Genomic DNA, 25254 nt, shown 5'->3' with positions numbered 1-25254 from the left:
TCGTTTCCAGATTTCGTCCTGCTTTGCGGCGTGGATGCACATTCGTGCGATCACGACCGCCTATTAGGCTTCAGAGCCGGATGCCGCGCGATGCGTCCTGCGACGGCGCGTACTGCTCAATGTAGTGCATTCATTGATCGACAGGCGGCGCGTCAGTTCAAAGAGTCTACGACGGCGCTGCATGTCGTCTGTCCGGGTTCGATCAACAGGCGGTGAAGGAGCAAGCGGTATGCCAGAACGCGATACAGCAAGGTCAGGACTGAAACGGCGAGATGCGTGCAAGGACGGCTGGTGCAGCCTGGTACGGCACGACGAAAAAGATGCGGGGGCGGCGTCGTTCATACGAATGATGCCGCGAAACCAAAGGAAGACGTGTAATTAGGGCGAGTCGTCCGGCGGCCGTTACATGCCATGTTGCCATAGCCGGGGGCGCGCGGCTGAGAAAGGACTTCGAGCGGACTTCGCGCGCGCCTCGTTTTGCCAGAGTTGGGCGCTATGACCCGAGCAAACCCGCTGCCATGTTGATGCACAGCCCGAGCACGGCCAGGTTGAAATAGAACGACAGCACCGACTGCGCGAGCGCCGCGCGGCGTACCTCGCGTGAGCGCAGCACGACGTCCGATGTCTGCGATGCGACGGCGATCGTGAACGAGAAATACAGGAAGTCCCAATAGTTCGGATCGAGCTTGTGGTCGGGAAACTTCAGCACGGTTTCCTGCATGTCGGTTGCGAAGTACAGGCGCGCGTAGTGCAGCGTGAAGATGGTCGGTATCAGGAACCACGCGCCGATCAGCGTGACGCCCGTCACGATGTAGTGCGACACGCCCGTGCTGCCTTTCGACGACGCAAGCTCCAGCACGATGGCGGCAACGCTCGCGACCGTCGCGAGGCAAACGATAGCGAGCACGACGCCCGCGTTCTCGTCTTCGCGCCGCGCAATGTCGCGCACGCGATCGTGATCGGCGCGTGCCATCTCCAGCCACATCAGCGCGAGATAGGTCCATACGGCGACATCCCACGAAACGAGCACGCGGATCATCGGGCGCATGTGCGCGCTGGCGAGCAGCGCGCCGACCACCACGCCGAGCACGAAGCCCGTGACCATGCGCGGCCGGTTGCGCAATACCTGCGGATAGACAGTCATGGGCGCGCGCTCCTCGCAGCGTGATGTGACATGGATATGTCTCGATGCATGTTCGAAAGTCGTGGTGAAGGTTGCGGCGATTCTACCGGGGGCATGCTGGATGATTTGTCGAAAGGGGTGCCGGGACGTTATAGTTTTCCCGCAGTTTTGCTCAGTGGCCTTGCATGCGGCTTTCACCCGTTGCTTCGTTCTCGCGCGCAGCGAACGGCGAGCATGCAATGGCGGCAGGAAACGCCTGCCGCGCCCGGACATCAGAGACCGCGAGACAGCGGCGCAAGACCAGTTTTGGGGCGGACGCCCGGCGTGCACGCATGGTTCGGCCAACAGCCGGACGCGGCGCGAGCCGGGCGAATACACACATCATCTGGAGCCCCCATGACAGATGTTGATCGACACGCTGCGCGCTCGCCGCGCCGCCGTGCGTGGCTGCTCGGCGCGTTCGCTTCGGCTGCCGGCCTCGCGTTTGCGTCGGCGGCGCGCTATGGTGCAGCGGGCGCAGCGCCCGGCATCGTAGGCATTTCGCCTGCCTTCGCCGACACGCCGCCGCCCGCAGGCGGCGGCATCGACGCATTCATCGCGCTCTCCAGCAAGCTCACAGGACACACCAGCTTCGACCCGCTGCACGGCAAACGCGCGTATGACGCGTTGTCCAGAGCGGACGGCCAGTTCACGCAGAACGTCGCCGCGCTCAACACCTGGCTGCAGACGCATGGCGGCGTGCCGTCGGACATCGTCACGCAGGCCTTGCAGGCCGACCAGCCGCAGCTCGCGAGGACCGTCAGCGCGATCACGCGCGCGTGGTATCTCGGCCTCGTCGGCGACATGCCGAATGTGCAGGTCATCGCGTTCGAACGCGCACTGATGTTCGAACCCGTCAAAGACATCCTGACGATCCCGTCGTACTGTCGCGACGTGCCGTTTTACTGGGCACACAAGCCGGCGAATGCGTAAGCCGCTGCGCGTGACGTCGCGCGTGCGCGTCTCACTGCATTCGCGCGTGGAGCTTGCGAAAGAACAAACAGCAGACATAAGCCAGCAGACAAATAAGAGGGCACCGCAGAGGCAAGCATGGCAAACGCAAATTCCGCCGACGTCGTCGTAGTCGGCTCGGGCGTCGCGGGCAGTCTCGTCGCGCATCAGATGGCGCTCGCGGGCGCCTCGGTGATCCTGCTCGAAGCGGGGCCGCGTCTGCAGCGCGGGCAGATCGTCGAGAACTTCCGCAATTCGCCTGCAAAATCGGACTTCGCGACGCCGTATCCGTCGACGCCTTACGCGCCGCATCCGCAGTACTCGCCCGCCAACAACTATCTGATCCAGAAGGGCGACTATCCGTATGACTCGCAGTATGTGCGGCTCGTCGGCGGCACCACCTGGCATTGGGCGGCTGCGACGTGGCGTCTGCTGCCGTCGGACTTTCAACTGAAGAAGCTGTACGGCGTGGGCCGCGACTGGCCTTATCCGTATGAAACGCTCGAACCGTGGTACTACGCCGCCGAAGTGCAACTGGGCGTGTCCGGCCCCGACGCAACCGTCGATCTCGGCTCGCCGCGCTCGAAGCCTTATCCGATGACAGCCTTGCCGCTGTCGTACATGGACCAGCGTTTTTCCGTCGTGCTCAACGCGAACGGCTTCAAGGTCGTGCCCGAGCCCGTCGCGCGCAACAGCCGTCCGTACGACGCGCGCCCCACCTGCTGCGGCAACAACAACTGCATGCCGATCTGTCCGATCGGCGCGATGTACAACGGCATCGTGCACGCCGACAAGGCCGAACGCGCGGGCGCGAAGCTGATTGCGCAGGCCGTCGTCTACCGCGTCGAGGCGGACAACAAAGGGCTCATCACGGCCGTTCACTACAAGGACCCGAACGGCAACAGCACGCGCGTGACGGGCAAGCTGTTCGTGCTCGCGGCGAACGGCATCGAGACGCCCAAGCTGATGTTGATGTCGACTTCGGACACGTTCCCGCACGGCATCGGCAACAGCTCCGATCAGGTCGGACGTAACCTGATGGACCATCCCGGCACGGGCGTCACGTTTCTCGCGAACGAATCGTTGTGGCCGGGGCGCGGGCCGATGGAGATGACGTCGGTGGTGAACTTCCGCGACGGCGCGTTCCGCTCGGAGTACGCGTCGAAGAAGCTGCATGTATCGAACGGTGTGCCGACCATGGCGATTACATCGGCGCTGCTCAAAGGCGGGCTGACGGGCGCCGAGCTGGACCGGCAGATTCGCGACCGCGCCGCGCGCATGGTGACCATCAACAGTTTTCACGAGCATCTGCCCGAGCCGCAGAACCGCATCGTGCCTTCCGCCGATCACAAGGACGCGCTCGGCATTGCGCAGCCCGAGATCTACTACTCGATCAACGATTACGTGAAGAAAAGCGCCGCGCACACGCATGAACTCTATGCACAGATTGCCGGATTGTTCGGCGGCACCGAGGTTTCGTTCGACGATACCTTCGCGCCGAACAATCACATCATGGGCACGACGATCATGGGCAACGACGCCGCCAGTTCCGTCGTCGATGCCGACTGCCGCACGCACGATCACCCGAATCTGTTCATTGCGAGCAGCGGCGTGATGCCGGGCGCGGCGTCGGTGAACTGCACGCTGACGATCGCGGCGCTGTCGCTGAAGCTTGCCGACAAGCTCAAGCGCGAAATCTGAGGGTCTGTTGCCTATGAAACGATCAGACCGACACGGCGGCAACCTCGATGCGACGGTTTTCTCCGCGAGCCGGCGCGCGGCGCTCATAGCGCGCCGCCGCGTATGGAAGATGGCGGCGCTCGCGGCGGCGTTCTCGCTGTTCGCGCTTTATCTCGCATGGCTCGAAGCGTACGACGCCGAGCCGCGCCACACCGACGAATCGCCGCTCGGCGAAGCCGTCGCGCAGGCCAGCGCGCCTGCAAGCGGCGCGTCGGGTCTGGGCCCCGATCTCGTCAGGCGCGGCGAGTATCTGGCGCGTGCGGGCGATTGCATCGCCTGCCATACGTCGGACAAAGGCCGTCCGTTCGCGGGCGGCCGCGCGATCAGCACGCCGTTCGGCACGATCTATACGCCAAACATCACGCCCGATCCGGACACGGGCATCGGCCGCTGGACGGACGCCGACTTCATGCGCGCGATGCACGAAGGCATCGGCAAGGAAGGCCAGCGGCTTTATCCGGCGTTCCCGTATGTCGAATACACGCGCGTCACCGGTCAGGACGTGCAGGCCATCCGCGCGTATCTGAACACGATGGTGCCCGTGCGCTACACGCCGCCGTCGAACGATCTGCGCTTTCCGTTCAACCAGCGCTGGCTGATGGTCTTCTGGAACCTGCTCAACTTCGACGAAGGGCGCTTCGTGCCCGACCCGAAGCAGGGCGCCGAATGGAATCGCGGCGCGTATCTGGTCGAAGGGCTCGCGCATTGCGAGGAATGCCATACGCCGCGTAACTTCACGCAGGGTCTCAAAACGGGCGAACGTCTGTCGGGCGCGATCCAGGCCGGCTGGCACGCGTACAACATCACGCCGCACAAGACGAGCGGGATCGGCAGCTGGTCGGATCAGGACATCGCCAGCTATCTGTCGACAGGCATTGCGGAGGGCCGCGCGAGCGCGGCGGGGCCGATGGCCGACGTGGTCTCCAACAGCACGCAGTATCTGAACCGCGCAGACCTGCGCTCGATCGCCATCTATCTGCGCGCGCTCAAGCCCATTGACCGGGGCGAGGCACGTGCGCGTGCCGAATGGGGCTCGCCCGCGAGCGACGCCGTCGCGTTGCGCGGCGCGCGGATCGAGGGCGTGAACGGCGCGCAGCTATTCCTCGCGAACTGCGCGAGCTGCCACCACTGGACGGGCGAGGGCGTCGGCGCGAGCGCGCCGGGCGCGTATCCGTCGCTGATCCATAACAGCGTCGCGGGTGCGAGCGACGCGAACAATCTGGCGATGGTGATTCTGCACGGCGTGCACCGTACGACGAAAGACGCCGACGTGCTGATGCCCGCGTTCGACCGCGAACTGACCGACGCGCAGATCGCCGCCGTCACGAATTACGTGACGAAGCAGTTCGGCAATCCCCGATCGACGCTGAGCGCGGAGCAGGTCGGCAGGCTGCGCGCCGTGCCGCAGTGATGGCGTAGTGATCGCCCACTGAGCGTTGGAGTCTGCATTTTGGCGGTGCGCGTGCGCGAAGCTTGTCGCAGCGCATGCGCTGCGAACGAATCCGGCTCACGAACGGCGTGCGAACGCGAGATGCCGCGCATACACGGCTTGCGCGCCCGCACTATCATGGTGTTATGGATTCCACACTTGTCACCGTCGTCCAACATCATCCCGTCAACCGGACGGGACGCGATTTCGTCGTCGGCGATCTGCACGGCTGCGTCGACGCGCTGCGCTTCCTGTTGCGCGAGGTCGATTTCGATCCGTCGCGCGACCGGCTGTTCTCGGTTGGCGATCTCGTCGATCGCGGCTCGCAGTCGGAAGAGGCGCTGGCGTTGCTCGACAAGCCCTGGTTCCATGCCGTGCTCGGCAATCACGAGGACGCGCTCTGCGCCGTTTCTGAAGGCAAGCTGAAGAAGCAGTGGTGGTATGGAATCGGTGGCCTGTGGAGCGTGCAGGTGCCCATCGAAAGGCTGCGCGTCTATGCGCGGCGTCTGCGCGCGCTGCCGCTCGTGCGCGTGATCGGGTCGGGCAGCGAGCGCTTCAACGTGCTGCATGCGGAATTTCTCGGCTCGGACGCCGAACTCGATGCCGACACCCTCTCCGAAGAAGTCCGCCAGCAACTTCTGTGGGGCCGCAGCCTCGCAATGGGCGCGGGCGATCCGATGCGCCAGCTGGGACTATCGCTCACGTATTGCGGCCATACGCCCGTGCGCGAAGTGCAGCAGATTGGCGCGCAGATGTTCATCGATACGGGCGCATTCGGTCCCGGCGGCAAGCTGACCCTCGTCGAGGCGCGCACGACGAAGCGCTGGTCGGTGACGGTCGAACGGGCGCGCTCGGTTGGCGCTTCGGCGCTGGCGCTGCCTTGAGCGCGCCTTAGCGTGCTCAAGCGCTTCCGGCGCCGCTGCCTTTACCCCACCTGGTGCAGTTCGAAGACGATATCGACGGCGCTGCCGTTCCAGTTGTATTCCAGATACGCCGCGTGATGGCAGTCGCGCAGCAGCGTCGTCTTGAACGCGGCGAGGCATTCGCCACCCGCATCCCGCACCGACGGATACACGATCCCCGGCGCGCCCGCCTCGCGTGCCGCGCGGCCGAGCGCCTGGCCGGGCGCGTAGTCGTTCGGCGACAGCACCGACGCATCGACCGATTCGGCATCGCGCAGGTCCACCACGTCGCCCTGCGCCATCACCGTGTAGAGGCGCATCTGCTGACGCATCGGCGGCTCCTGCGTGGCGGCGAGGAAGAGACCCGAGTGATAACGCGTTTCAGCGATCGCGGTTTCGCGCGAGCGCGCGCAGTAGAACACGCCGTAGGTGCCGTCCGAGAAGCGGCTGCCTTGCGGATTCAGATGCGTGAGCGCGGCCATGATCGGCCCGTAGCCGGGACCGTAACACCGTTCCTCGCGAGGCACGAGATCGAGATCGCCGACTTCGGTGCGCACGCGGTCGTTGGTCATGGCTTCGAGCGCGTAAAGCGCGTCGAAGTCTTCGGGCGACGCGACGCGGTCGAACAGGTTGACGGCAGGAAAGCGCGTAGGGATCACGCGGAACGCAGGTGTCCAGGCGAGCGAGGTCACACGCCATTGGTCTTGCCATTGCAGTTCAGTCACGCCCAGCCGCCTCGCATTGCGTCGAGATACTGGCGCACGGCCACGAGGTCGCTAATATTGCCCGCCAGCATGCGGTCCAGCGCGCGGCGGCCGCCGAACGGCGGCGCACTGTTGGGGCGCTTGATCCACGTGTCGGCGGCGGCAGGCTGCGGCAGCAGGATTTGCAGCGCCTTGTAGATGCCGAGCAGAAGCGACAGCCGCTCCAGCGTGTCGCGGCCGAGGCGCGCCGTTTGCGGCGCGTTCTTCCATTTGAAGAAGGTGGAGCGGCCCGGCGAGCCGAGCAGGATGATCTGCTCTTCGGCGCTCAATTCCCAGTCGCGCGCGATGTTGAAGAACGCGCGCAGACCGGCGGCGGACATGTCCGCCATGGAAGGTTCGGCGGGCGGTCGTCGCAACGGGCGTTCGGCGCTCGAGTAATGGGCAGCGGAAGACATGATCGGAGTCCTGAGTTGAACTTTTTTAACATGTTAGTCTATATATGGATTAATGCAAGCGCGGCTGTATAATCCGCCCTCCAGGTTTTTGCACGGAGACTGCGGTGTCGCTGCGTTCGAAGGTGTGGGTATCGGTTGGTTTGCTGTGCGTGTCGATGGCGGCGCGCGCCGAGTACAAGGAAGTGTGGAATCCGCCTGAGGCCGCGCAGCACGCGAGGCATTCGAAGCACGCGGCCAGTTCCGCTGGTTCGGGTGCAGCGAAGGCCGTGCATCAGGGCAAGTCCGCGCCGCATGGGAAGGTGGCTGCAAAGGCTTCCATCCCGTCCGGGAAAACAAAAAAGACTAGCGCCGCCGTCAAAACGGCCCACGCGCCTGCGCCGCGCGATTCATCGCAAAAGCCTGCGCGCGCAAAAACGGTCGTGGCGGCGGCAAAGCCTCACCAGGTTGCGCAGAGCAGTGCGCCGCAAACCAGCAGCCCACAACCTCCGCGCGAACTTCCGCCGATCCTCCACTAGCTCCCGCCAGCGCCTCACTGCGCGATCAACGCGTTCGTCACGAGCCGCAACGACTCGACCGAACGCGCGTCGCGCACGCGCGAATGCAACGTCACGCGCGATTCCGGCAACGCAGGCAATCCAAGCCGCGCGCCTGAATCGACCAGTCCGCGCGGCGCGACCCGCCTTGCCAGCGGCGACACGGCGAGCCCAGCCGCAGCCGCTGCGCCGACGGCCTGCACGCCGCCGCCGACAAACGCCTCGCGCCACGCGATACCCGCACCATCCAGCGTGCGCAGCGAGATCGAGCGCACGTTGCAGGGCGAGGCAAGCAGCGCCAGCGGCAGCGGCTCGCCCGCGCGCGGCTGCCATTCGGGCGTCGCGAGCCACGACAGCGGCTCGGTGAAGAGCAACTGGCCGTCTTCGCGCGGTACGTCGTCGGGCTCCGAGCGCACGACCACGGCATCGAGCCGCCGTTCGTCGAAGTGCTGCAACAGCGTCGACGACAACCCCATGTGCAGTTCCAGCACCAGCCCCGGATCATGGGCGTTCACGCGCGCGAGCAGCGCCGCGAGGTCGGTCCCCGCCACATGCTCGCTCAAGCCCAGCGCGAGGCGCCGTCTGTCGGCGGATAACGCGCCGAGCGCTCGGTCGTGCGCGCTCAGCAGGTCGCGTGCGCCATCGAGAAACGCCTGGCCGTGCTCCGACAGCCGCACGACGCGTGGCGTGCGCTCCAGCAAAGGCTTGCCCAGATGCGCTTCCAGCCGTTTCAGCTTGAGGCTGACGGCGGATTGCGTGGTGTCGAGGGCATCGGCGGCGCGGGTGAAGCTCCGCAAATCCGCGACCAGCACGAAAGCGCGCACTGCATCGAGATCGAGTACTTTCATTTCAGATGAAAATAGATGAAATATCCAGTCATATCTGTTCATTATGATAAGCCCGAACTAATCTGAATGCACTTTCTGTTCATTCATAGGAGTTCGACATGCCTTTCACTCGCATCGCAGTTCGCGCCGGCAAGCCCGCTGCTTATCGCCAGGCGCTCACGCAAGGCATCCAGCGCGCGCTGATCGCAGAGTTCAATGTCCCTGAGGACGACGTCTTCATGGTCATCACCGAGCACGACGAGAGCAACTTCGTCTATGACCGCAACTATCTCGGCATCGCACGCAGCGACGATTTCGTTCTGATCCAGCTCACCGTGACCAACAGCCGGACGCAGGAGCAGAAAAAAGCGCTCTACAAGCGCATCGCCGACAACCTCGCCGAGCATCCGGGCGTGCGGCGCGAGGACGTGTTCATCAATCTCGTCGAAGTACTGAAGGAGAACTGGTCGTTCGGCAACGGGATCGCGCAGTACGCGCTCTGAGTGTTCGCGCCACGGCTGGCGTGCGGTCGGCGCAAGGTGCGTCGCTATAATGGTTTGCACCTTCATCCGTTCTTCAGCAGACGCGCACGCGAGCCATGACATCCGATAACAACGACGCTTCCCACGACGCTTTGCAATTTGGCGGTTCCGTCTGGTTCCGCTCCGGCGAGCAGGCGCTCGGCGGCACGCAGCGCATTGCGCTACTGGCGGCGATCGGCGAAACGGGGTCGATCACGGGCGCGGCCAAAGCCATCGGCATGAGCTACAAGGCCGCGTGGGATGCCGTCGATGCGATGAACAATCTCGCGGGCGAAACACTCGTGATCCGCTCGACAGGCGGCAAGGGCGGCGGCGGCACGACGCTCACGCCGCGCGCGCTGACCTTGATCGACACGTTTCGTGCTGTCGAACGCGAGCACCGGCTGTTTCTCGAACGCGCGGGCGTGGCGATCGCTGGATTCTCCGACGACTGGCAGCTGATCGGCCGCATCGGCATGAAGACGAGCGCGCGCAACCAGTGGTACGGCAAGGTCAGCGCGATCCAGCGCGGCACGGTCAACGACGAAGTCTCGCTCGCATTGCCCGGCGGGCAGTCGGTCGTCGCCGTCGTCACGCACGAAAGCACGGAGACGTTGGGGCTTGCCGTCGGCGGCGAGGCGGTGGCGCTCGTCAAGGCGTCGTCAGTGCTGCTGGTTGCCGATGACGGCACGGCGGAGCGCCTGTCGACCCGCAACCGCCTGCGTGGCACGGTGTCGGCCGTGCAGCGTGGCGCCGTGAATGCCGAAGTGTCGCTGACGCTCGAAGGCGGAGCAGTCGTGACGGCCGTCGTCACGAATGAGAGCGTCGCGGAACTGGGCATCGCCGAAGGGCAGGCGCTCGTGGCCGCGTTCAAGGCGTCGAGCGTGATTCTGGGCGTGACGGCCCTGGCTTAAGCGCGGGCGGTGCCGTCTGCTAGGACACCGTGCGCGGATAGCCCGCGAACGGCGCGTTCTCGCGCACGCTGCCGTCGTACACCTGCACGACCTGATCGCCGAACGCGGCGACATCGTCGGGATCGTGCGTGATCAATAGCATGGGAATGTCGAGCCGCGTCTGCAGATCGGACAGCTCCTGCCGCATGCGCGCGCGCAGCGCGTGATCGAGTGCGGAAAACGGCTCGTCGAGCAGCAACAGGCGCGGCTGCGCGACGAGCGCCCGCGCCAGCGCCACGCGCTGCTTCTGCCCGCCCGAAAGCTGCGCCGGATGATGACCGGCCACCGTTTTCAGATCGAGCGCGTCGAGCCAGTAGTCAATCTGCGGATGTGAAAAACGCCGTCCCGGATTCAGCCAGCCTGTGTGCATGCCGAAACCGATGTTTTGCCGCACGTTCAGATGCGGGAACAGCGCGTAGTCCTGAAAGAGATACGCGAGACGGCGCGCCTGCGGCTTCTGGTCGATGCCTTGCGTGCTGTCGAAGAGTGGGTCGCCGTGCAGCACGATCTGGCCTTCGTCGGGACGCAGCAGGCCGGCGATTGCCTGCAGCGTCAGGCTCTTGCCCGCACCCGACGGCCCGAACAGCACCATGCGTTGCGCGCTCGCGGTGAACGATACGTCGAGCGTGAACTGGCGTTCGGCCGTGCGCAGCGTTTTGCGGATATCGACGGTGAGCGGCATGTCAGCGGGACGTCATCAGCGAGTGTTGCGGCACGAGCCGGCCCGCGAGCACGAGAATCACGACGCAGGTGACCGAGGTCACGAGCACGAGGAAATTGGCCGTGCTGTCGTCGCCCGCCTGCACGGCGGCGTAGACGGCAACCGACAGCGTCTGCGTGCGGCCCGGCAGATTGCCCGCGATCATCAACGTCGCGCCGAACTCGCCGAGCGCGCGTGCGAACGCGAGCAGGGCGCCAGCGAGAATGCCGCGCGACGCGAGCGGCAGCGTCACGCGAAAGAAGATCGCCGTTTCGCTGATGCCGAGGGTGCGCGCGGCGCGCTCCAGTTGCGGATCGACGGATTCGAACGCGGCCCGCGCCGACTTCAGCACGAGCGGAAACGCCACCACCATCGACGCGATCACCGCGCCTTGCCACGTGAACACCAGCTGGATGTCGAAACGTTCGAGCCACGCGCCGAATACGCCGCGCCGGCCGAGCAGCACGAGCAGGTAATAGCCGAGCACCGTCGGCGGCATGACGAGCGGCAGCGTCAGCAGCGAGTCGATCAGGTCACGCGCGCCCGAGTGCCAGCGCGCCAGGCCGAAGCCGGCCGCGACACCGAACACGATGTTCAGCGCCGTCGCCCAGCCCGCGACCTTCAGCGACAGCATCAGCGGAATCCAGGCCTGTTCCATGATTTGGGCGTCGTGCTTCGTCTCTGGCGGCGCAGCTTAGTGCGCCGGCTTGAAGCCGTACTTCGCGAGCACGGCCTGGCCGGCCGGCGACAGCACGAAGGTGATGAACGATTGCGCGTCGGCGGCGTGCTTGCTGCCTTCGACCTGCGCGATCGGATAGGTGATCGGCGTGGTGGTCGGCACGGTCAGCGCGACCTTGACCTTGTCGGGCATCACGGCGGCATCGGTGCCGAACACGAAGCCGGCGTCGACTTCGCCGCGCGACACGTAATCGAGGCTCTGACGCACGTTCGACGCCAGCACGCCCTTCGCGCTGACAGCGTCCCACACGCCCGCCGCCTTCAGCGCGCCTTCCGTGTAGCGGCCCACCGGCACGGATGCCGGATCGCCGTATGAAACGCGCTTCACGCTCGCCGACGTCAGTTCGTTCAGGTTCGACGGCGCGAGCTTGCTGTCTGTCGGCACGATCAGCACGAGGGAGTTCGCGGCGAAATCCTTGCGGGTCGACGGCACGATCACTTTTTGCTCGGCTGCCTTGTCCATCGCTTTCTGGTCGGCGGACGCGAATACGTCGGCGGGCGCGCCCTTCACGATCTGCTGCATCAGCACGTCGGACGCGCCGAAATTGAACAGCAGCTTGGTGCCGGGATGCTCCTTCTCGTACGCGTCGCCGACGGCCTTGAACGCGTTGGTCAGGCTCGCGGCCGCGGACACGACGAGTTCGTCGGCGCGAGCCTGCGCGGCGAAGGCAAACGAAATCGCGCTCGCGGCGAGCAGGGCAGGTTTCAGGAAGCGGATCATCGACGGGAAGGACATGGGAAGGTGGCGCCGGGTCGACCGGAAGCGGGTTGAAAACGCCATCGTAATATATGTAGGGTTATAGCGGTCGGCATATTGAACATGTGGCGCGCAAGATAGCCGGTTTCGTGTGATTTATGCGTCGGAATCGGGCAGGGGCACAGCGACGTTGCGTGATTTCTGCCACGGCGCGATGGGCGCGGCGGGGGCGGCTGGCGCAGCGGGCGCGTAGGCGTCACGCAGCGCCTTCCAGCGGGCGCGGACGAACGGCCGGTCATGGCCGGAAATTTTCAGCGCGATATGCGTGACCCAGCGCTGGGTCGGCAGATGCACCGCGTGCAGACCGAGTGTGATGATCATCAGGCTCAATACCACGGGCGCGACGGGCAGGCGTCCGGGCGGCGTGGCATTCCACGCGATCCGGACGAACACGAGCGCCGTCAGTCCGCCGACGATGCACCCCGTGATCGCTTCCGAAGGTGAATGCGCCTCGATGACGACGCGCGAAAAGCCGACCAGCGCGCCGCCGAACAGCGCGAGCGCTACGCCGACGATGCGCACGGCGGGCGGCGCTGGCAGCAGGACGAGCAAGGCGGCAACGGGGAACACGGCCGTGGCGAACATCGCGTGTCCGCTCAGGCCGGTGAAGTCCCACACGCGCACGCCGACACCCCAGCCGAGGAACGCGATCTTCGTCGCCGTGACCAGCGCGACGGCAACACCGAGCAGAAACAGCCAGACCGCGGCGAGCCGCCACGAATAACCGACGGTGAGCCACAGCGCGATGGCGAAGGCGAGCGGCAACGTCAGACCGGCGCCGCCGAAGTTCGTGACCAGAAGCCAGAATTGAGGTGGAAGGTGAAGCATGGACAATCCTTAACGACATGTACGGGGCGCGAACTTGCCTACGGCCAGAGGTTTCCAGGACAGCCGACGACGGTGCCGGATCGGGAAGGACGTTCCCCGCCCGCGCGTATTCTATAAGTATAGAGGCAGCGGTTACGCGGCAGATGAAAGGAAAAGCCCGAAAACTGCCAGATGTTAGGACGATTCGGAAATCGTCTTATACGAAGCTCGGTGCGACGGGCTTTTTCCGAAAACGGCCTCAGCCGGTGTCAGCATCGCACGGAGATTGATGTTATTGTGCATTGCACAAGACTGCCGGAAGGCAGAGAGCATGAGTCCCTATTAGCGAGAAAATCCTATGCCAAAAAGCTTGACCAAAATCTGGCTAGGCGGCCTGAAACGCCTGTTTGCGATCCAGACGGAGCACGCCCGCGCGACTACGAAGCGCAAGCCAAAACGGTCGTCGACCCGGGCCGCCACCCGGCCGGCGACCACTACGGTCGCGAAACCGTCGGTGAAAGTCCGCCAGACCACTACGCGCGACGTGCCGCAGCGCGGCGCGCGCGAATCCCGTGTACGGCCGCGCGCCGCCGCGTGGGCGAGCGGTTCGTGGACGCGCTCGTTCCACTCCGCACCGGCCGCGCCCGGCAGCCTCATCAATCATTTGCAGTACGGGCTGTATCTGCCCGCCGGCAAGCCGATCAAGCACGCGCCGCTCGTCGTGATGCTGCACGGCTGCACGCAGTCCATCGACGAATTCGCCGAAGGAACGCGCATGAACCTGCTGGCCGACCGCTACGGCTTCGCCGTCGTGTACCCCGAGCAGTCGAAGCACGCGCACGCGCATCGCTGCTGGCATTGGTATGACGATACCGACCGTGCGGGACGCGCGGAGGCGCGCGCCGTCGTGTCGCTCGTCGAGGCGCTGGTGGAAGCGCACGGCCTCGACCGCGAGCGGGTGTATGTCGCCGGGATATCGGCGGGCGCCGGGCTGACGTCGTTGCTGGCGCTGCATTTTCCTGAGCATTTCGCCGCCGTCGCGCTGCATTCGGGGCCGGCGTTCGGCGATGCGCATTCGGGCATCGCCGCGATGGATGTGATGCGGCGCGGCACGCGGCAGGACCCCGTTGCGCTCGTCGATGCCGTCGCGGACGTGACGACTTACCCGGGCATGCCCGCCATCATTTTGCAAGGCGAAGCCGATCGCGTCGTCGCGCCTGTCAACGCCGAGCAACTGACGGAGCAGTACCTCCGGCTCAACGGAATCGTCGATGCGCGAGGCGTGCGCAAGGTCGGCGACGTCAAGGAAGACCGCAAGGCGACCGTCACGACGCGCGATTACACGCGCGGCGGGCGGCGCGTCGTGCGCCTGTGCCGCGTGCAGGGCCTCGGCCATGAGTGGAGCGGCGGCGACGATGCGGTGCCGTTCCATTCATCGAAGGGTCCGGATGCGTCCAGTTTGTTGTGGGACTTTTTCCGGCATCAGCGTCGCACCGAGTCGGCGCGGCCCGCCGGACGTGCCGCGGACGGCGCCCGGCAGCGCGTGAGTTGACAAATTGCCACACTTCGAATTTGGTGCTGGTGTGTTGCTAGGGTTTTCCCTATAATAGGGGTTATCCCTAGGTGTCAGCCACCTAACACCAAATTCGAGGTTCACCATGTATCTGATCAGCCGCCTTTTCCTGTTCCTGACGAAGTCCTATGACCTGCGCGTCAAAGAGCAAAACGACGCGTATCTGGCCGAAGCTACCGATCTGTACGACCTCGAGTTCCGCATGCGCAAGATCGACCGTGAAGCGCAACTGCGTCAACCGTCGTGGATGAGCCAGCACTAAGCTGCAGCAAGCACGGGCCGGCACGCGAGCCGGCCATGAAAAGCGCTCAACGTGAGCGCAGCATGCCATAGCGCGCCAATGTTTCCTGCCGCGCTTTTGCGTGATCGACGACCGGCTGCGGATAGTCTTTCCCCAGTACCACGCCCCAATCCTTCAAATCATCGGGATTCGCCTGCCATGGCGCGTGAATCCACTTCGCGGGCACCTTCTCCAGTTCCGGCAAGAAGCGCTTGATAAAGAGCCCTTGCGGATCGAACTTCTCCGATTGCGTTACCGGGTTGAAAATCCGGAACCACGGCTGCGCGTCACAGCCCGTCGACGCCGCCCATTGCCAGCCGCCGTTGTTCGCGGAGAAGTCGAAGTCGTTGAGCTTTTCCTCGAAGTAGCGCTCCCCGCGCCGCCAGTCGATACCCAGATCTTTCGCCAGAAAACTCGCCGTCACCATCCGTAGACGGTTGTGCATGAAGCCTGTCTGGTTCAGTTGCAGCATCGCGGCGTCGACGAGCGGATAGCCGGTGCGCCCTTTGCACCAGGCGGCGAACAGCGCGTCGGCTTGCTTGCCCGTTTCCCAGCGCAGCGTGTCGAATTCCGGCTTGAACGACGCGCGCTTCGCGATATGCGGATGATGCGCGAGGATCATGAAGTAGAAGTCTCGCCAGATCAGTTCCGATAGCCAAGTGGCGGCCCCTTGGCCGTCGGGTTGCAGCGACATCTCGTGCGCAAGCCGCGCGAGCGTGCGAATTGAAACCGTGCCGAAGCGCAAATGCACCGACAGATGGCTCGTCCCGCGCGCGGCTGGGAAGTCACGCCGGTCGGCGTAACTGTCGATACGGGTCACAAAGTCTTCGAGCAGCGTTTGCGCGCCGCTCATGCCCGTCAGCAGTTTTGTTTCCGCCAGTTTGCCGGGCGCGAAGCCCATTTGGCCGAGCGTCGGCCATGCGTGATCGAGCTTGCGCGGCGGCCGCGCGAGACTCTTTGCGTACCGTTCGACGGGATAGGGCTTCAGGTCGAACGGCGTCAATTTCTTTAGCCACGCGTTCTTATACGGCGTGAACACGGCGAACGGCTTGCCTTGTCCGTTGAGCAGTTCTTCGCGCTCGAAAATCACCTGGTCCTTGAACGTCAGCAACTGACGTCCGTCGTCGCGCAGCCGTTCAGCGACGCTTTCATCGCGCTCGATTGCGACGGGCTCGTAGTCGTGATTGGTGAAAACGGCTTCGGCTTCGAGTTGCGCGGCGAGCCTTGGAATCTCTTCATGCGGATCGCCATGCAGCACGATCAATCCGCCGCCGCCTTCCTTCAGCGACCGGTCGAGCTCTTCCAGCGACGCCAGAATGAATTCGATCCGCCGATCCTGCACCTTGCCCTTATGGTCATCGTGCTCGTTCGCCCAATCGATCAACGGCTGAAGAATGGTTGTGTCGAACACGAACACACACCAGACACGCTCGCAATGCTTGAGCGCGTAATAGAGCGCCGCGTTGTCGCCCGTGCGTAGGTCGCGGCGAAACCATACGAGTCCGTTCTGAAAATTTGCGTCGAGCTGGTAGGCGCGGGTCATGATCGATTGAGTTATTGCGCGTCAGCGGATGCGGACGTCGGGCCGAAAAGCCACCGCCGATGATAGTGTCCGCCAGTCGCAAACCCAACGCCCGCGGCATCGGAAATCAACGCAAAAATGAGGCAGCGCCCGCCTTTCGCACGAAAGGCGGGCGCTGCTCACGAAGCGACGGTCAGTTCAGAACGACTCAGACCACGTTCACACGCACATCGACATTGCCGCGCGTCGCGTTCGAGTACGGGCAAACCTGATGTGCCGCGTTCACCAGCTCTTGCGCTGCCGCTGCGTCGAGGCCCGGCAGCGAGACGCGCAGTTCGATATCCAGCGCGAAGCCGCCCTTGTCGTTCGGACCGACGCCGACATCGGCCGTCACGGTCGTTTCAGCAGGCACCGCCTGCTTGCGCTGGCCGGCGACGAACTTCATTGCGCTCAGGAAACACGCCGAGTAGCCGGCAGCGAACAGTTGTTCCGGGTTCGTGCCTTGCGCGCCGTTGCCGCCGAGTTCGCGCGGCGCCGCCAGCTTCACGTCGAGCGCGTTATCCGACGAAACCGCGCGACCATCGCGACCGCCATTGCTCGTTGCCGTTGCCTTGTACAGTACGTTCATTTTGACGCTCCTTGATCGGTTCCAGTGATTGGGTCAGTGCTTGCCAGTGCTTCGCGTCATCGCTATCGAACTGGCATGGGAGAAATGTATCGTACAAATCATTAGTGTGCAAACTAAATTGCCTATCGACGCGATAGGCGCGAATGCACGCGTTGTCAGTAGCGTTCGAGATAGTCGTTCAGCGTGCCGCGCAACTGTTGCAGATCGCTGCGCAGGCGGATGAGAAATTCGGGCGTCTGCTGGGTCGCGCAGAAGATTTCTTCCGGCACGTCGCGCGCGCTGCGCTTGAGCGCGACGCCTGATTTCGTCAGCCGGATGAAGACGAGCCGTTCGTCTTCCGTGCCGCGCACGCGCTCGATAAACCCTTGCGATTCGAGCCGCTTCAGCAGCGGCGTGACCGTCGCCGAATCGAGGTTCAGGCGCGCGGCGATGTCCTTCACGGTAACGTCGTCGCTTTCCCAGAGGATCAGCATGGTCAGATACTGCGGATACGTGAGGCCAAGCCGGTCGAGAATCGGCTTGTAGGCTTTCGTCATCGCGAGGGACGTCGAATAGAGCGCGAAGCAGAGCTGCTCGTCGAGCGTAACGGGAAAGGCGGTGCGCTGGGTCATGGACGTCCCCTGAAACGAAGCGTGCGAATGGATTGCGTGCAAACTATTGTGCCGCAAAAAAGCGGCGCGATGCCGATGCTTCACACGCGAGCGCGGAAAATCCGCGCCGCATGCGCGGCGCGGACCCGGAAAGCGGAACCGTTCAGGTAGACGACGAAGACGTGGGAGCGGGCGGCAACGGCTGGCCGGGCGATTGCACGCCGAAGCAGCCGCGATACGTGGCGTAGAACGAGCAGTAGAGCATCGTCGTGACGATGATCGACGCGGGCATCAGGATCACCAGCGCGAGTTCGCCCGCGCCAAGCGCCTGCAGCAGCGCGGACAGCCCGAACGAGACCGTCGTCGCGACCGCGAACCACAGCGCGCCATACACGATGAACGCGCCGCGATTACGCCAGCAACTGACGATACTGAAGAACATCGCCTTGATGGTCGGCACGTCGTGCCACGCGGCGAGCACGGGCGCGAACCAGAACAGCATCGCGACGGGCACGTAGAACGCGAGCGCCGTCAGCACGGCGAGGGGTATATCGCTATTGGCGACGGCTTCCGGCTGCATCGATTCGCCGCTGATCATCAGACGCAGCAGCATGCCGCCGTCCGCGAGCGCGGAACCCATCAGCACGATCGCCATCGCGATGATGTACAGCACGCCGAGCAGCAGCAGGCGCTTCGACACCTGGCCGCCGTACGAGCGGAAACCGTCGACAAGAATGGTGGGCAGCACTGGCTTGCCGGCGATCGTATCGCGGCATGCCGACATGAAGCCGACGGCAATGCCTGGAATCAACATGAGCGGCAGCACGCCGCCGATGATGGGAATCAGCGAGATCGCCGTCATCGCGAGCAGGTACGCGAAGAACAGCGTCAGAAATGCGAGCGGGTTCCTGCGAAACAGCCAGATGCCTTGCCGGAACCACACATAGCCGGTTTTCGCCGGAACTTCGATCAGTTGCATGAGGTATGGATGCCTAGGGTCTAGAGTGCGGCGCCCGCAAGGCGCTCGCGCAGGATGCGCTCGAAATGACCCGGATCGTGCGGCTTGAGCAGTTCGGCGGCGCGCGGCATATGGAAATCATACAGGCGCGACACCCAGAAACGGTACGCGCCCGCGCGCAACATGTCGCTCCAGTGCCGGTTTTCGGCGGGAGTGAACGGGCGCACGGTCTGATACGCGCGCAACAGCGCGTCGACGCGCGCGTCGTCGAGTTTGCCGGTCGCGAGGTCGACGCACCAGTCGTTGACGGTCACGGCGACGTCGAAGAGCCACTTGTCGCAGCCTGCGAAATAAAAGTCGAAGAAGCCGCCGAGTTCCACTTCATGATGCGTGCCGGGCGCGGCATGCGCGAACAGCACGTTGTCGCGGAACAGATCGCAATGGCACGGGCCTTCGGGCAGCGACGCATAATCCGCCGACGCGAAGAACGCCTGTTGATGCGCGAGTTCTTCCGTGATCAGCGTGCGCTGCGCGTCCGTCAAAAACGGCACGATGCCCGGCACCGTCTCCTGCCACCACGGCAGGCTGCGCAGATTCGGCTGGTGATGCGCGAAGTCGCGTCCCGCCAGATGCAGACGTGCGAGCATCTGCCCCACTTCGACGCAGTGCGCGACGCCGGGCGTGAGTTCCGGCGCGCCGTCGAGCTTCGTGACGATGGTCGCGGGCTTGCCGTTGAGCATGCCGAACAGCGCGCCGTCGTCGCGCGGCATCGGGTCCGGCACGGGCACGCGGTGCGACGCCAGATGGCGCATCAGATCGAGATAGAACGGCAGTTGCTGCGCCGTGAGCTTTTCGAAGATCGTGAGGACGTACTCGCCGCGCGTGGTCGTCAGAAAGAAATTGCTGTTCTCGATACCGGATGTAATGCCCCGAAACTCGACGACTTCGCCGAGATCGTAGTGGCGCATCCAATCTGCGAGTTGGGCTTCGGTGACAGCGGTGAATACGGCCATGCGTGGGGCGTCGGATCAGGTTGATCGGCTGGCGTTACGCCAGTACGAGGTCGGGGAAAGCGGGCTGAAAGCGTTGTTGCGATCCACGCTGGACTCGTTTGGGCCGGCGGATCGGCTTGAAGCAAGCCGGCGCGCACCCGCAAAGGCAGCGCGCCGGCTTGGGGCGATCAGTAATGCAGGTTCACGGACGGCAGGCGCGCGGGCGGCTTGCCGGATTCGTACACGCGCGGCGACGTATCGGTCGGCGCGCTCATCTGGTAGCGCGTGCCGAAGTTCGAGCGCACGTCGATTTCGACGGGCTTGCCCTTGTCGCGGTACTCGGTGATTTCGGTGCCGTTGCCGCTACGTTCGTGGAAGCTCGGCGTGCGCGGCTGGTTGATCTCGACTTTCGAGCTGACTTCGGCCGCAGGGCGGTTGATCGCTCTCAGATCCGGCAGGCCGGCCCGTTCGTTGGCGGCGGCTTGGGCGTCTGCGGCTGCCTTCGCCTCTTGCGCGGACGGGGCAGGCTGGGCAGCCATCGCGACGCCGCTGACGGCAAGCATCAGCGCAACGGCGACGGGGAAGAGCGGCTTCATGGTGTTTCTCCGATTAGGTGGCCCAATTCTAGCAAATCCACTGCTGCTCACGGACATGAACAACGGGCGATAGCCTTATTTTGCGCGCTTCCCGCGCGACCTGCAGAAAGGGCAACCCAGCGTGCGCGACAACACGCAAACCCGCGATGCGCGGGCGCGTCTTCATCGAAAAGCACGGGTTCCGTGGTAATGTCGTTGCATCAATCGAGGCGAACGAAGATGAACTACGAGACCAGTCAACGCGCGGTGCATATGCCCGCAAACGCGTTCCCGACCGAGGCCTTCGGCGATGCAGCCGACGCCGTCACGCGCCTCTCGGCCATCTATGAAGCGAACACGTCGTTCCTGCGCGATGCGTTCGCGCGCTATCGCCGCAACGAACCGTTCGACCGGCGCGTGCGCGCCTGCTATCCGTTCGTGCGCGTGCGCACGGAGACCAACACGCATGTCGACTCGCGCCGCTCGTATGGCTTCGTCGCGGGTCCGGGTGTGTTCGAAACCACGGTGACGCGGCCCGATCTCTTCGGCAATTACTATCGCGAGCAATTGCGGCTGCTGGTGAAGAACCATCATGTTTCGGTCGAAGTGGGTGTGTCCGACCAGCCAATTCCGATTCACTTCGCGTTCGCCGAAGGCATTCACCTCGAAGGCGATCTGGATCGCGAACGACTGCTGGCGATGCGCGATGTGTTCGACGCGCCCGATCTCGCGCTGCTCGACGACCGCATCGTCAACGGCACGTACGAGCCGCTGCCGGGCGAGCCGCATCCGCTCGCGCTCTTCACGGCGGCTCGGGTCGACTTTTCGCTGCACCGGCTCAAGCACTACACGGCGACTTCGCCGACGCATTGCCAGAACTACGTGCTGTACACGAACTATCAGTTCTATATCGACGAGTTCGTGAAGCTTGGCCGCACGATGATGACGAAGACCGACGACGCCGATCTGCGCGCGTACCGCAGCGAGTACACGTCGTTCGTCGAGCCAGGCGACGTGATCACGTACAACGCGAATCTCGGCGAGCAGGAAGACGAGGGCCATGCGCCGCCGCGCCTGCCGCAGATGCCCGCGTATCACCTGAAGCGCGCGGACGGCAGCGGCATCACGATGGTCAATATCGGCGTCGGCCCGTCGAATGCGAAGACGATCACCGATCACATCGCCGTGCTGCGTCCGCATGCGTGGATCATGCTTGGGCACTGCGCGGGGCTACGCAATACGCAGCGTCTTGGCGACTACGTGCTTGCGCACGGCTATGTGCGCGAGGATCACGTGCTCGACGACGATCTGCCGCTGTGGGTGCCGATTCCGGCTTTGGCCGAAGTGCAGGTTGCGCTCGAACGAGGGGTGGCGCAGGTCACGCAGCTCGACGGCGCCGAACTCAAACGCGTGATGCGCACGGGTACGGTGGCGAGCGTCGATAACCGGAACTGGGAATTGCGCGATCATCGCGAGCCGGTGCTGCGTCTGTCGCAAAGCCGGGCTATTGCGCTCGATATGGAAAGCGCGACTATCGCCGCGAATGGGTTCCGGTTTCGCGTGCCTTACGGCACCTTGCTGTGCGTGTCGGACAAGCCCTTGCACGGCGAACTGAAGCTGCCGGGCATGGCCGACCAGTTCTATCGCGCGCAGGTCGATCAGCACTTGCAGATTGGCGTGAAGGCCATGGAGATTCTGCGCACCAACGGCTTGCACAAGCTGCATAGCCGGAAGCTGCGGAGTTTTGCGGAAGTGGCGTTTCAGTAGGGGTTTGTGCGGGATCGGGGGCCTGGCACAACGTGAGCGGTCGTGCAGGGCTTTGACCATGTGCGCTGTCATCTGCGCCGGGTTGAAGTCGGCCTGCCGCTGCGGAGTTTGCTTGCGTTTGCGCTGGCATCCGCGTTACGGTGTTTGCCGTTCAAGCGTCGCCCCTGTGCGGGGCGGCACCTACTTTTCTTTGCCGCCGCAAAGAAAAGTAGGGGCGGTTTCAAAGGCTAAGTGCAACAGCGGGGTTGATCGCAATATCCTGTTCCGCGCATTTTTCCATAAAAGCTTCTGCAGGGGTCTTCCAGCCGAGCGTCTTGCGCGGACGGATGTTCATGCGCATCGCGATCAGGTCGAGCTGGCGCTGCGAGAACACGGAGAGGTCTGTGCCTTTGGGCAGGTACTGGCGCAGCAGACCATTGGTGTTCTCGCAGATACCGCGTTGCCAGGGGCTGTGCGGATCGCAGAAGTAGATACGGATACCGGTGGCCTCGGCAAGCTTTTTATGTTCTGCCATTTCCTTGCCCTGGTCGTACGTCAGGGTCTGGCGCAGTTCTGCCGGCAGCGGCGCGAACGCCGCACTGTAGGCATCAAGCGCCGCCTCGGCGGTGCTGCCATCAATCTTCACCAGCATCACGAACAGGGTGCTGCGATCAATCAGGGTCCCCACGGCCGAACGGTTGCCCGCACCCTTGATCAGATCGCCTTCCCAGTGTCCCGGAATCAACCGGTCGTTGGCCTCGGGCGGGCGCACATGAATGCTCACCATGTCGACGAGCTTCCCACGCCGGTCCTGCCCGCGTGTGCGCGGCTTGCGCGTGCTACGCCCCTGTCTGAGCAGCGCAACCAGTTCACGCCGCAATGCGCCACGTGGCGCAGCATAGATGGCGTGGTAGATCGTTTCGTGCGAGACGTTCAAGGCGGGTTCTTCGGGATGCACACGTTCGAGTTGGGCGCACACCTGCTCAGGCGAGAGGCCCGCCTCCAGGTATTGACGTACCTCGGGCCACAATGTTCCGTCAGGATGCAGCTTGCGCTCACAGCGCGGCTTGCGCCGCAGCCTTGCCGCCCGGCGGCCCGCATTCGCTGCATTGTAGCCGCCGGCGATGGTGGGACGTCCCATTGGACCTCGCTCATGATCCGGCTTCCAGCCATTGCGCCTGAGTTCACGGCTGATCGTGGCTGGCGAACGCCGTAACACACGTGCAATCTCCCGCGTACTCTTGTTCTCCTGCTTCATTGCAAAGATAGCACCGCGCTCCTCGGCACCAAGGTGTTCGTATTTTTGTCCCATGCAACACATCCTAAATGAAGTGTTGCACTTGATCCTTGAAACCGCCAGGCAAAAGAAAGCGGCTAACACCGCCAGTTCTAGTGTTTGCCTGAGGGCCCCCAACCGGTCCCACGCTTCGCACGGCGGCGAACCTGTTCGCGTGCGTTGCCAACGTTCTCTCTATACGCCTCACCCGCTTCATCTACCCGCGTCACAGCACGCCGTGCCAGATATTCCACCGCCGCCCAGGTGGCAAACTATGTGTAGGTTGTCGTACCGCACAGGTTAGCGCTCTTACCAGAAACACCGATCTGCTACCCAGTCCGGAGTGATGCGCGAATGGCACGAAAGCCTACACACAGTTTGCCACCTGGGCGGCGCAAACCATTCGCTGCCGCCAGCTCTGGTGCGGGTGTGCGAAGCGGGTGAGGCGTCAATTCAAAGCGTTGGCAACAAACATGAGTCACGTGGTTGCCGTGTGAAGTGTGGGACCGGTTGGGGGCCCTCAGGCAAGAAGAAATGTTGGCGGTGTTAGCCGCTTTCTTTTGCCTACTTTTCTTTGCGGCGGCAAAGAAAAGTAGGTGCCGCCCCGCACAGGGGCGACGCGTGAAGCACGAAGACATAACGCGGATGCCAGCGAAAACACAAGCAAACCAAACCAAAGCGTCAAGACATAACTCCCATGCCGATATAGCGCATTCACTTCACACGTACGCCAGCCCAACAAGCCCCACAACCGCCCCGCCTCCCAGCAACCACAACGGGTGAATACGCGTCTTGAACGCGAGCACCGTGCATGCGCCTGTAATGACCCATGCGAGCCACGACGTATCCGACGACTGCGCGATCAGCATCGCGCTCGCCGCGACCAGCCCCGCCGTCACGGGCAGCAGACCTTTCTGCGCGACGCGCCGCCACGGACGGTCCTTGAAGCGGTTCCACGCGTGCATCGCGAGAATCGTCACGATGGACGACGGCCCGAACTTCGCCACCGATGTCACCAGCATTCCCGCCCAGCCCGCTACGTGCCAGCCGACCAGCGTCACGACCATCATGTTCGGACCGGGCGCGGCCTGCGCGAGCGCGAACAGCGCGCTGAACTCGCTGGCGGGCATCCAGTGATGCACTTCGACGACCTGCCGCTGCATCTCCGGCAGGATCGTATTGCCGCCGCCGAAAGCGAGCAGCGACAGCTGGCTGAAGATGACGGCAAGAGCGATCAGCGTTTCCATCATTTCGACACCTCGTTCGGCTGTGACGACGCGGCAGCCGCTTCGGCTTTGGCCACGCGCGACGCGAGGAAGATGCTGAGCGGCGTCAGCACGAGCATCGTCGGCAGCAGCGGGAAGCGCAGCAGCGCAATCGCGACGAAGCCGAGCGCGGCGATCGCCGCGGCACGCGGATCGTGGCGCAACGGCATCAGGATCTTGACGGCCATCGCGACCAGCAATCCCGCCGCAGATGCCGCCAGTCCGGCGAACAGATGCTTGATGTGCGGATCGTTCTGCGTGTGCTCGTAGAGCACGCCGAGCGCGATCACGACCAGCGACGGCCCGGCGATCAGACCGAGAATGCCAGCGAGCGCGCCGCGCAAACCCCGAAAGCGCATGCCGAGCGCCACCGACAGATTGATCACATTACCGCCCGGCAGGAACTGGCACAGGCCGAGCAGATCGGTGAATTCGGCGGCCGTAAGCCAGCGGTGCCGGTCGACGATGGTCCGCCGCGCGAGCGGCAGCGCGCCGCCGAACGACGTCAGGCCGAGGCCCAGAAAGCCCATGAAGATTTCGCGCGTGGTCGGAGCGGGCGCGTGCTCCGGCGCGTCGGGGTGCTGATCCATGACGTTCACTATCCAGTACAAGCCGTGAAGGTTAACGCCGTTTGCCGATCGCTCAAAACGATTTCTTGGGCAAGTCTTTG

General features: G+C 64.0%; 27 protein-coding genes. 10 read left to right on the top strand and 17 right to left on the bottom strand.

All coding sequences use genetic code 11. The features are described 5' to 3' along the window. Positions 1-493 precede the first annotated feature (493 nt). Positions 494-1144, bottom strand: a complete 651-nt coding sequence (locus C2L64_RS31775) for a DUF1345 domain-containing protein (RefSeq protein WP_007582616.1) — start codon at positions 1142-1144, stop codon at positions 494-496. Positions 1145-1519: 375 nt separating this feature from the next. On the opposite strand from C2L64_RS31775, the gene C2L64_RS31770 reads away from it, so the two are divergent. The 4 genes from C2L64_RS31770 (at position 1520) to C2L64_RS31755 (ending at position 6166) form a co-directional block, all read left to right on the top strand. After that, on the top strand, positions 1520-2095 hold the full coding sequence (locus tag C2L64_RS31770; RefSeq protein ID WP_007582618.1) for a sugar dehydrogenase complex small subunit: 576 nt from the start codon (positions 1520-1522) through the stop codon (positions 2093-2095). Between the two features lie 117 nt (positions 2096-2212). Then, positions 2213-3814, top strand: a complete 1602-nt coding sequence (locus C2L64_RS31765) for a GMC family oxidoreductase (protein ID WP_007582620.1) — start codon at positions 2213-2215, stop codon at positions 3812-3814. Positions 3815-3827: 13 nt separating this feature from the next. Beyond that, positions 3828-5264: a cytochrome c gene (locus C2L64_RS31760; RefSeq protein ID WP_007582621.1), complete on the top strand. Its 1437-nt coding sequence runs from the start codon at positions 3828-3830 to the stop codon at positions 5262-5264. Positions 5265-5428: 164 nt separating this feature from the next. Continuing rightward, a complete protein-coding gene (locus C2L64_RS31755; RefSeq protein ID WP_081498833.1) occupies positions 5429-6166 on the top strand; it encodes a metallophosphoesterase in 738 nt (245 codons plus the stop codon). Positions 6167-6207: 41 nt separating this feature from the next. Here C2L64_RS31755 and C2L64_RS31750 read toward each other — a convergent pair whose 3' ends face one another. Continuing rightward, positions 6208-6909, bottom strand: coding sequence for an RES family NAD+ phosphorylase (locus tag C2L64_RS31750; RefSeq protein WP_007582625.1), 702 nt, complete (start codon positions 6907-6909; stop codon positions 6208-6210). Then, positions 6906-7343: an MbcA/ParS/Xre antitoxin family protein gene (locus C2L64_RS31745; protein ID WP_007582627.1), complete on the bottom strand. Its 438-nt coding sequence runs from the start codon at positions 7341-7343 to the stop codon at positions 6906-6908. The genes C2L64_RS31750 and C2L64_RS31745 overlap by 4 nt, the downstream gene beginning before the upstream one ends. A 104-nt stretch (positions 7344-7447) precedes the next feature. On the opposite strand from C2L64_RS31745, the gene C2L64_RS31740 reads away from it, so the two are divergent. Next, entirely contained in the window at positions 7448-7858 is a 411-nt protein-coding gene (locus C2L64_RS31740) for a hypothetical protein (RefSeq protein WP_007582628.1), read from the top strand. A gap of 14 nt (positions 7859-7872) precedes the next feature. On the opposite strand, the gene C2L64_RS31735 is transcribed toward C2L64_RS31740, so the two are convergent. Next, positions 7873-8724, bottom strand: coding sequence for a LysR family transcriptional regulator (locus tag C2L64_RS31735; RefSeq protein ID WP_007582631.1), 852 nt, complete (start codon positions 8722-8724; stop codon positions 7873-7875). Positions 8725-8822: 98 nt separating this feature from the next. On the opposite strand from C2L64_RS31735, the gene C2L64_RS31730 reads away from it, so the two are divergent. Both C2L64_RS31730 and C2L64_RS31725 read left to right on the top strand, forming a co-directional pair. Next, complete coding sequence (locus C2L64_RS31730) at positions 8823-9206, top strand: tautomerase family protein (RefSeq protein WP_007582632.1); 384 nt, start codon at positions 8823-8825, stop codon at positions 9204-9206. 95 nt (positions 9207-9301) lie between these two features. Then, positions 9302-10138 (top strand): TOBE domain-containing protein, encoded by an 837-nt coding sequence (locus C2L64_RS31725; RefSeq protein ID WP_007582635.1) that lies wholly within the window; start codon positions 9302-9304, stop codon positions 10136-10138. A 19-nt stretch (positions 10139-10157) separates the two neighbouring features. Here C2L64_RS31725 and C2L64_RS31720 read toward each other — a convergent pair whose 3' ends face one another. From C2L64_RS31720 to C2L64_RS31705, 4 genes are all read right to left on the bottom strand, one after another. Further along, positions 10158-10859 (bottom strand): ATP-binding cassette domain-containing protein, encoded by a 702-nt coding sequence (locus C2L64_RS31720; protein ID WP_007582637.1) that lies wholly within the window; start codon positions 10857-10859, stop codon positions 10158-10160. A gap of 1 nt (position 10860) precedes the next feature. Continuing rightward, positions 10861-11535, bottom strand: coding sequence for a molybdate ABC transporter permease subunit (modB, locus tag C2L64_RS31715; RefSeq protein WP_007582640.1), 675 nt, complete (start codon positions 11533-11535; stop codon positions 10861-10863). 36 nt (positions 11536-11571) lie between these two features. Continuing rightward, positions 11572-12351 carry a molybdate ABC transporter substrate-binding protein gene (gene modA / locus C2L64_RS31710; protein WP_007582642.1) on the bottom strand — a complete coding sequence of 260 codons (780 nt, stop codon included), beginning with the start codon at positions 12349-12351 and terminating at the stop codon, positions 11572-11574. A 117-nt stretch (positions 12352-12468) separates the two neighbouring features. Next, positions 12469-13200, bottom strand: coding sequence for a phosphatase PAP2 family protein (locus C2L64_RS31705; RefSeq protein WP_007582644.1), 732 nt, complete (start codon positions 13198-13200; stop codon positions 12469-12471). A 337-nt stretch (positions 13201-13537) separates the two neighbouring features. Here C2L64_RS31705 and C2L64_RS31700 point away from each other — a divergent pair, with 337 nt between their 5' ends. Together C2L64_RS31700 and C2L64_RS31695 are read left to right on the top strand one after the other, a co-directional pair. Further along, positions 13538-14731 (top strand): extracellular catalytic domain type 1 short-chain-length polyhydroxyalkanoate depolymerase, encoded by a 1194-nt coding sequence (locus tag C2L64_RS31700; RefSeq protein ID WP_007582645.1) that lies wholly within the window; start codon positions 13538-13540, stop codon positions 14729-14731. A gap of 106 nt (positions 14732-14837) precedes the next feature. Next, on the top strand, positions 14838-15014 hold the full coding sequence (locus C2L64_RS31695; protein ID WP_007582646.1) for a DUF3563 family protein: 177 nt from the start codon (positions 14838-14840) through the stop codon (positions 15012-15014). 46 nt (positions 15015-15060) lie between these two features. Here C2L64_RS31695 and C2L64_RS31690 read toward each other — a convergent pair whose 3' ends face one another. The 6 genes from C2L64_RS31690 to C2L64_RS31665 all read right to left on the bottom strand — a co-directional run bounded on the left by C2L64_RS31690 (position 15061) and on the right by C2L64_RS31665 (position 20318). Beyond that, a complete protein-coding gene (locus C2L64_RS31690) occupies positions 15061-16575 on the bottom strand; it encodes a cryptochrome/photolyase family protein (protein ID WP_007582648.1) in 1515 nt (504 codons plus the stop codon). A gap of 187 nt (positions 16576-16762) precedes the next feature. Beyond that, positions 16763-17182 (bottom strand): organic hydroperoxide resistance protein, encoded by a 420-nt coding sequence (locus C2L64_RS31685; RefSeq protein WP_007582650.1) that lies wholly within the window; start codon positions 17180-17182, stop codon positions 16763-16765. Positions 17183-17337: 155 nt separating this feature from the next. Then, positions 17338-17793, bottom strand: coding sequence for a MarR family winged helix-turn-helix transcriptional regulator (locus tag C2L64_RS31680; protein WP_007582652.1), 456 nt, complete (start codon positions 17791-17793; stop codon positions 17338-17340). Between the two features lie 142 nt (positions 17794-17935). Then, complete coding sequence (locus C2L64_RS31675; RefSeq protein ID WP_007582654.1) at positions 17936-18751, bottom strand: BPSS1780 family membrane protein; 816 nt, start codon at positions 18749-18751, stop codon at positions 17936-17938. A 20-nt stretch (positions 18752-18771) separates the two neighbouring features. After that, complete coding sequence (locus tag C2L64_RS31670; RefSeq protein ID WP_007582655.1) at positions 18772-19743, bottom strand: homoserine kinase; 972 nt, start codon at positions 19741-19743, stop codon at positions 18772-18774. A gap of 167 nt (positions 19744-19910) precedes the next feature. Beyond that, positions 19911-20318 carry a hypothetical protein gene (locus C2L64_RS31665; protein WP_007582657.1) on the bottom strand — a complete coding sequence of 136 codons (408 nt, stop codon included), beginning with the start codon at positions 20316-20318 and terminating at the stop codon, positions 19911-19913. Between the two features lie 219 nt (positions 20319-20537). Between C2L64_RS31665 and C2L64_RS31660 the strand changes: the two genes are divergently transcribed. Further along, positions 20538-22064: an AMP nucleosidase gene (locus C2L64_RS31660; protein ID WP_007582659.1), complete on the top strand. Its 1527-nt coding sequence runs from the start codon at positions 20538-20540 to the stop codon at positions 22062-22064. A 220-nt stretch (positions 22065-22284) separates the two neighbouring features. Here the strand turns inward: C2L64_RS31660 and C2L64_RS31655 are convergent, their stop codons facing one another. The 3 genes from C2L64_RS31655 to C2L64_RS31645 all read right to left on the bottom strand — a co-directional run bounded on the left by C2L64_RS31655 (position 22285) and on the right by C2L64_RS31645 (position 25174). Then, positions 22285-23355, bottom strand: a complete 1071-nt coding sequence (locus C2L64_RS31655; RefSeq protein WP_103153734.1) for an IS30 family transposase — start codon at positions 23353-23355, stop codon at positions 22285-22287. Between the two features lie 683 nt (positions 23356-24038). After that, entirely contained in the window at positions 24039-24569 is a 531-nt protein-coding gene (locus C2L64_RS31650) for a chromate transporter (RefSeq protein ID WP_009771548.1), read from the bottom strand. After that, positions 24566-25174 (bottom strand): chromate transporter, encoded by a 609-nt coding sequence (locus C2L64_RS31645; protein ID WP_009771549.1) that lies wholly within the window; start codon positions 25172-25174, stop codon positions 24566-24568. The genes C2L64_RS31650 and C2L64_RS31645 overlap by 4 nt, the downstream gene beginning before the upstream one ends. Between the last annotated feature and the right edge of the window lie 80 nt (positions 25175-25254).

The sequence above is a fragment of the Paraburkholderia hospita genome (assembly GCF_002902965.1).
Taxonomy (GTDB): domain Bacteria; phylum Pseudomonadota; class Gammaproteobacteria; order Burkholderiales; family Burkholderiaceae; genus Paraburkholderia; species Paraburkholderia hospita.
The sequence above is the reverse complement of the archived record's forward strand: the minus strand, read 5'-3'. Positions and strand labels throughout refer to the sequence as shown.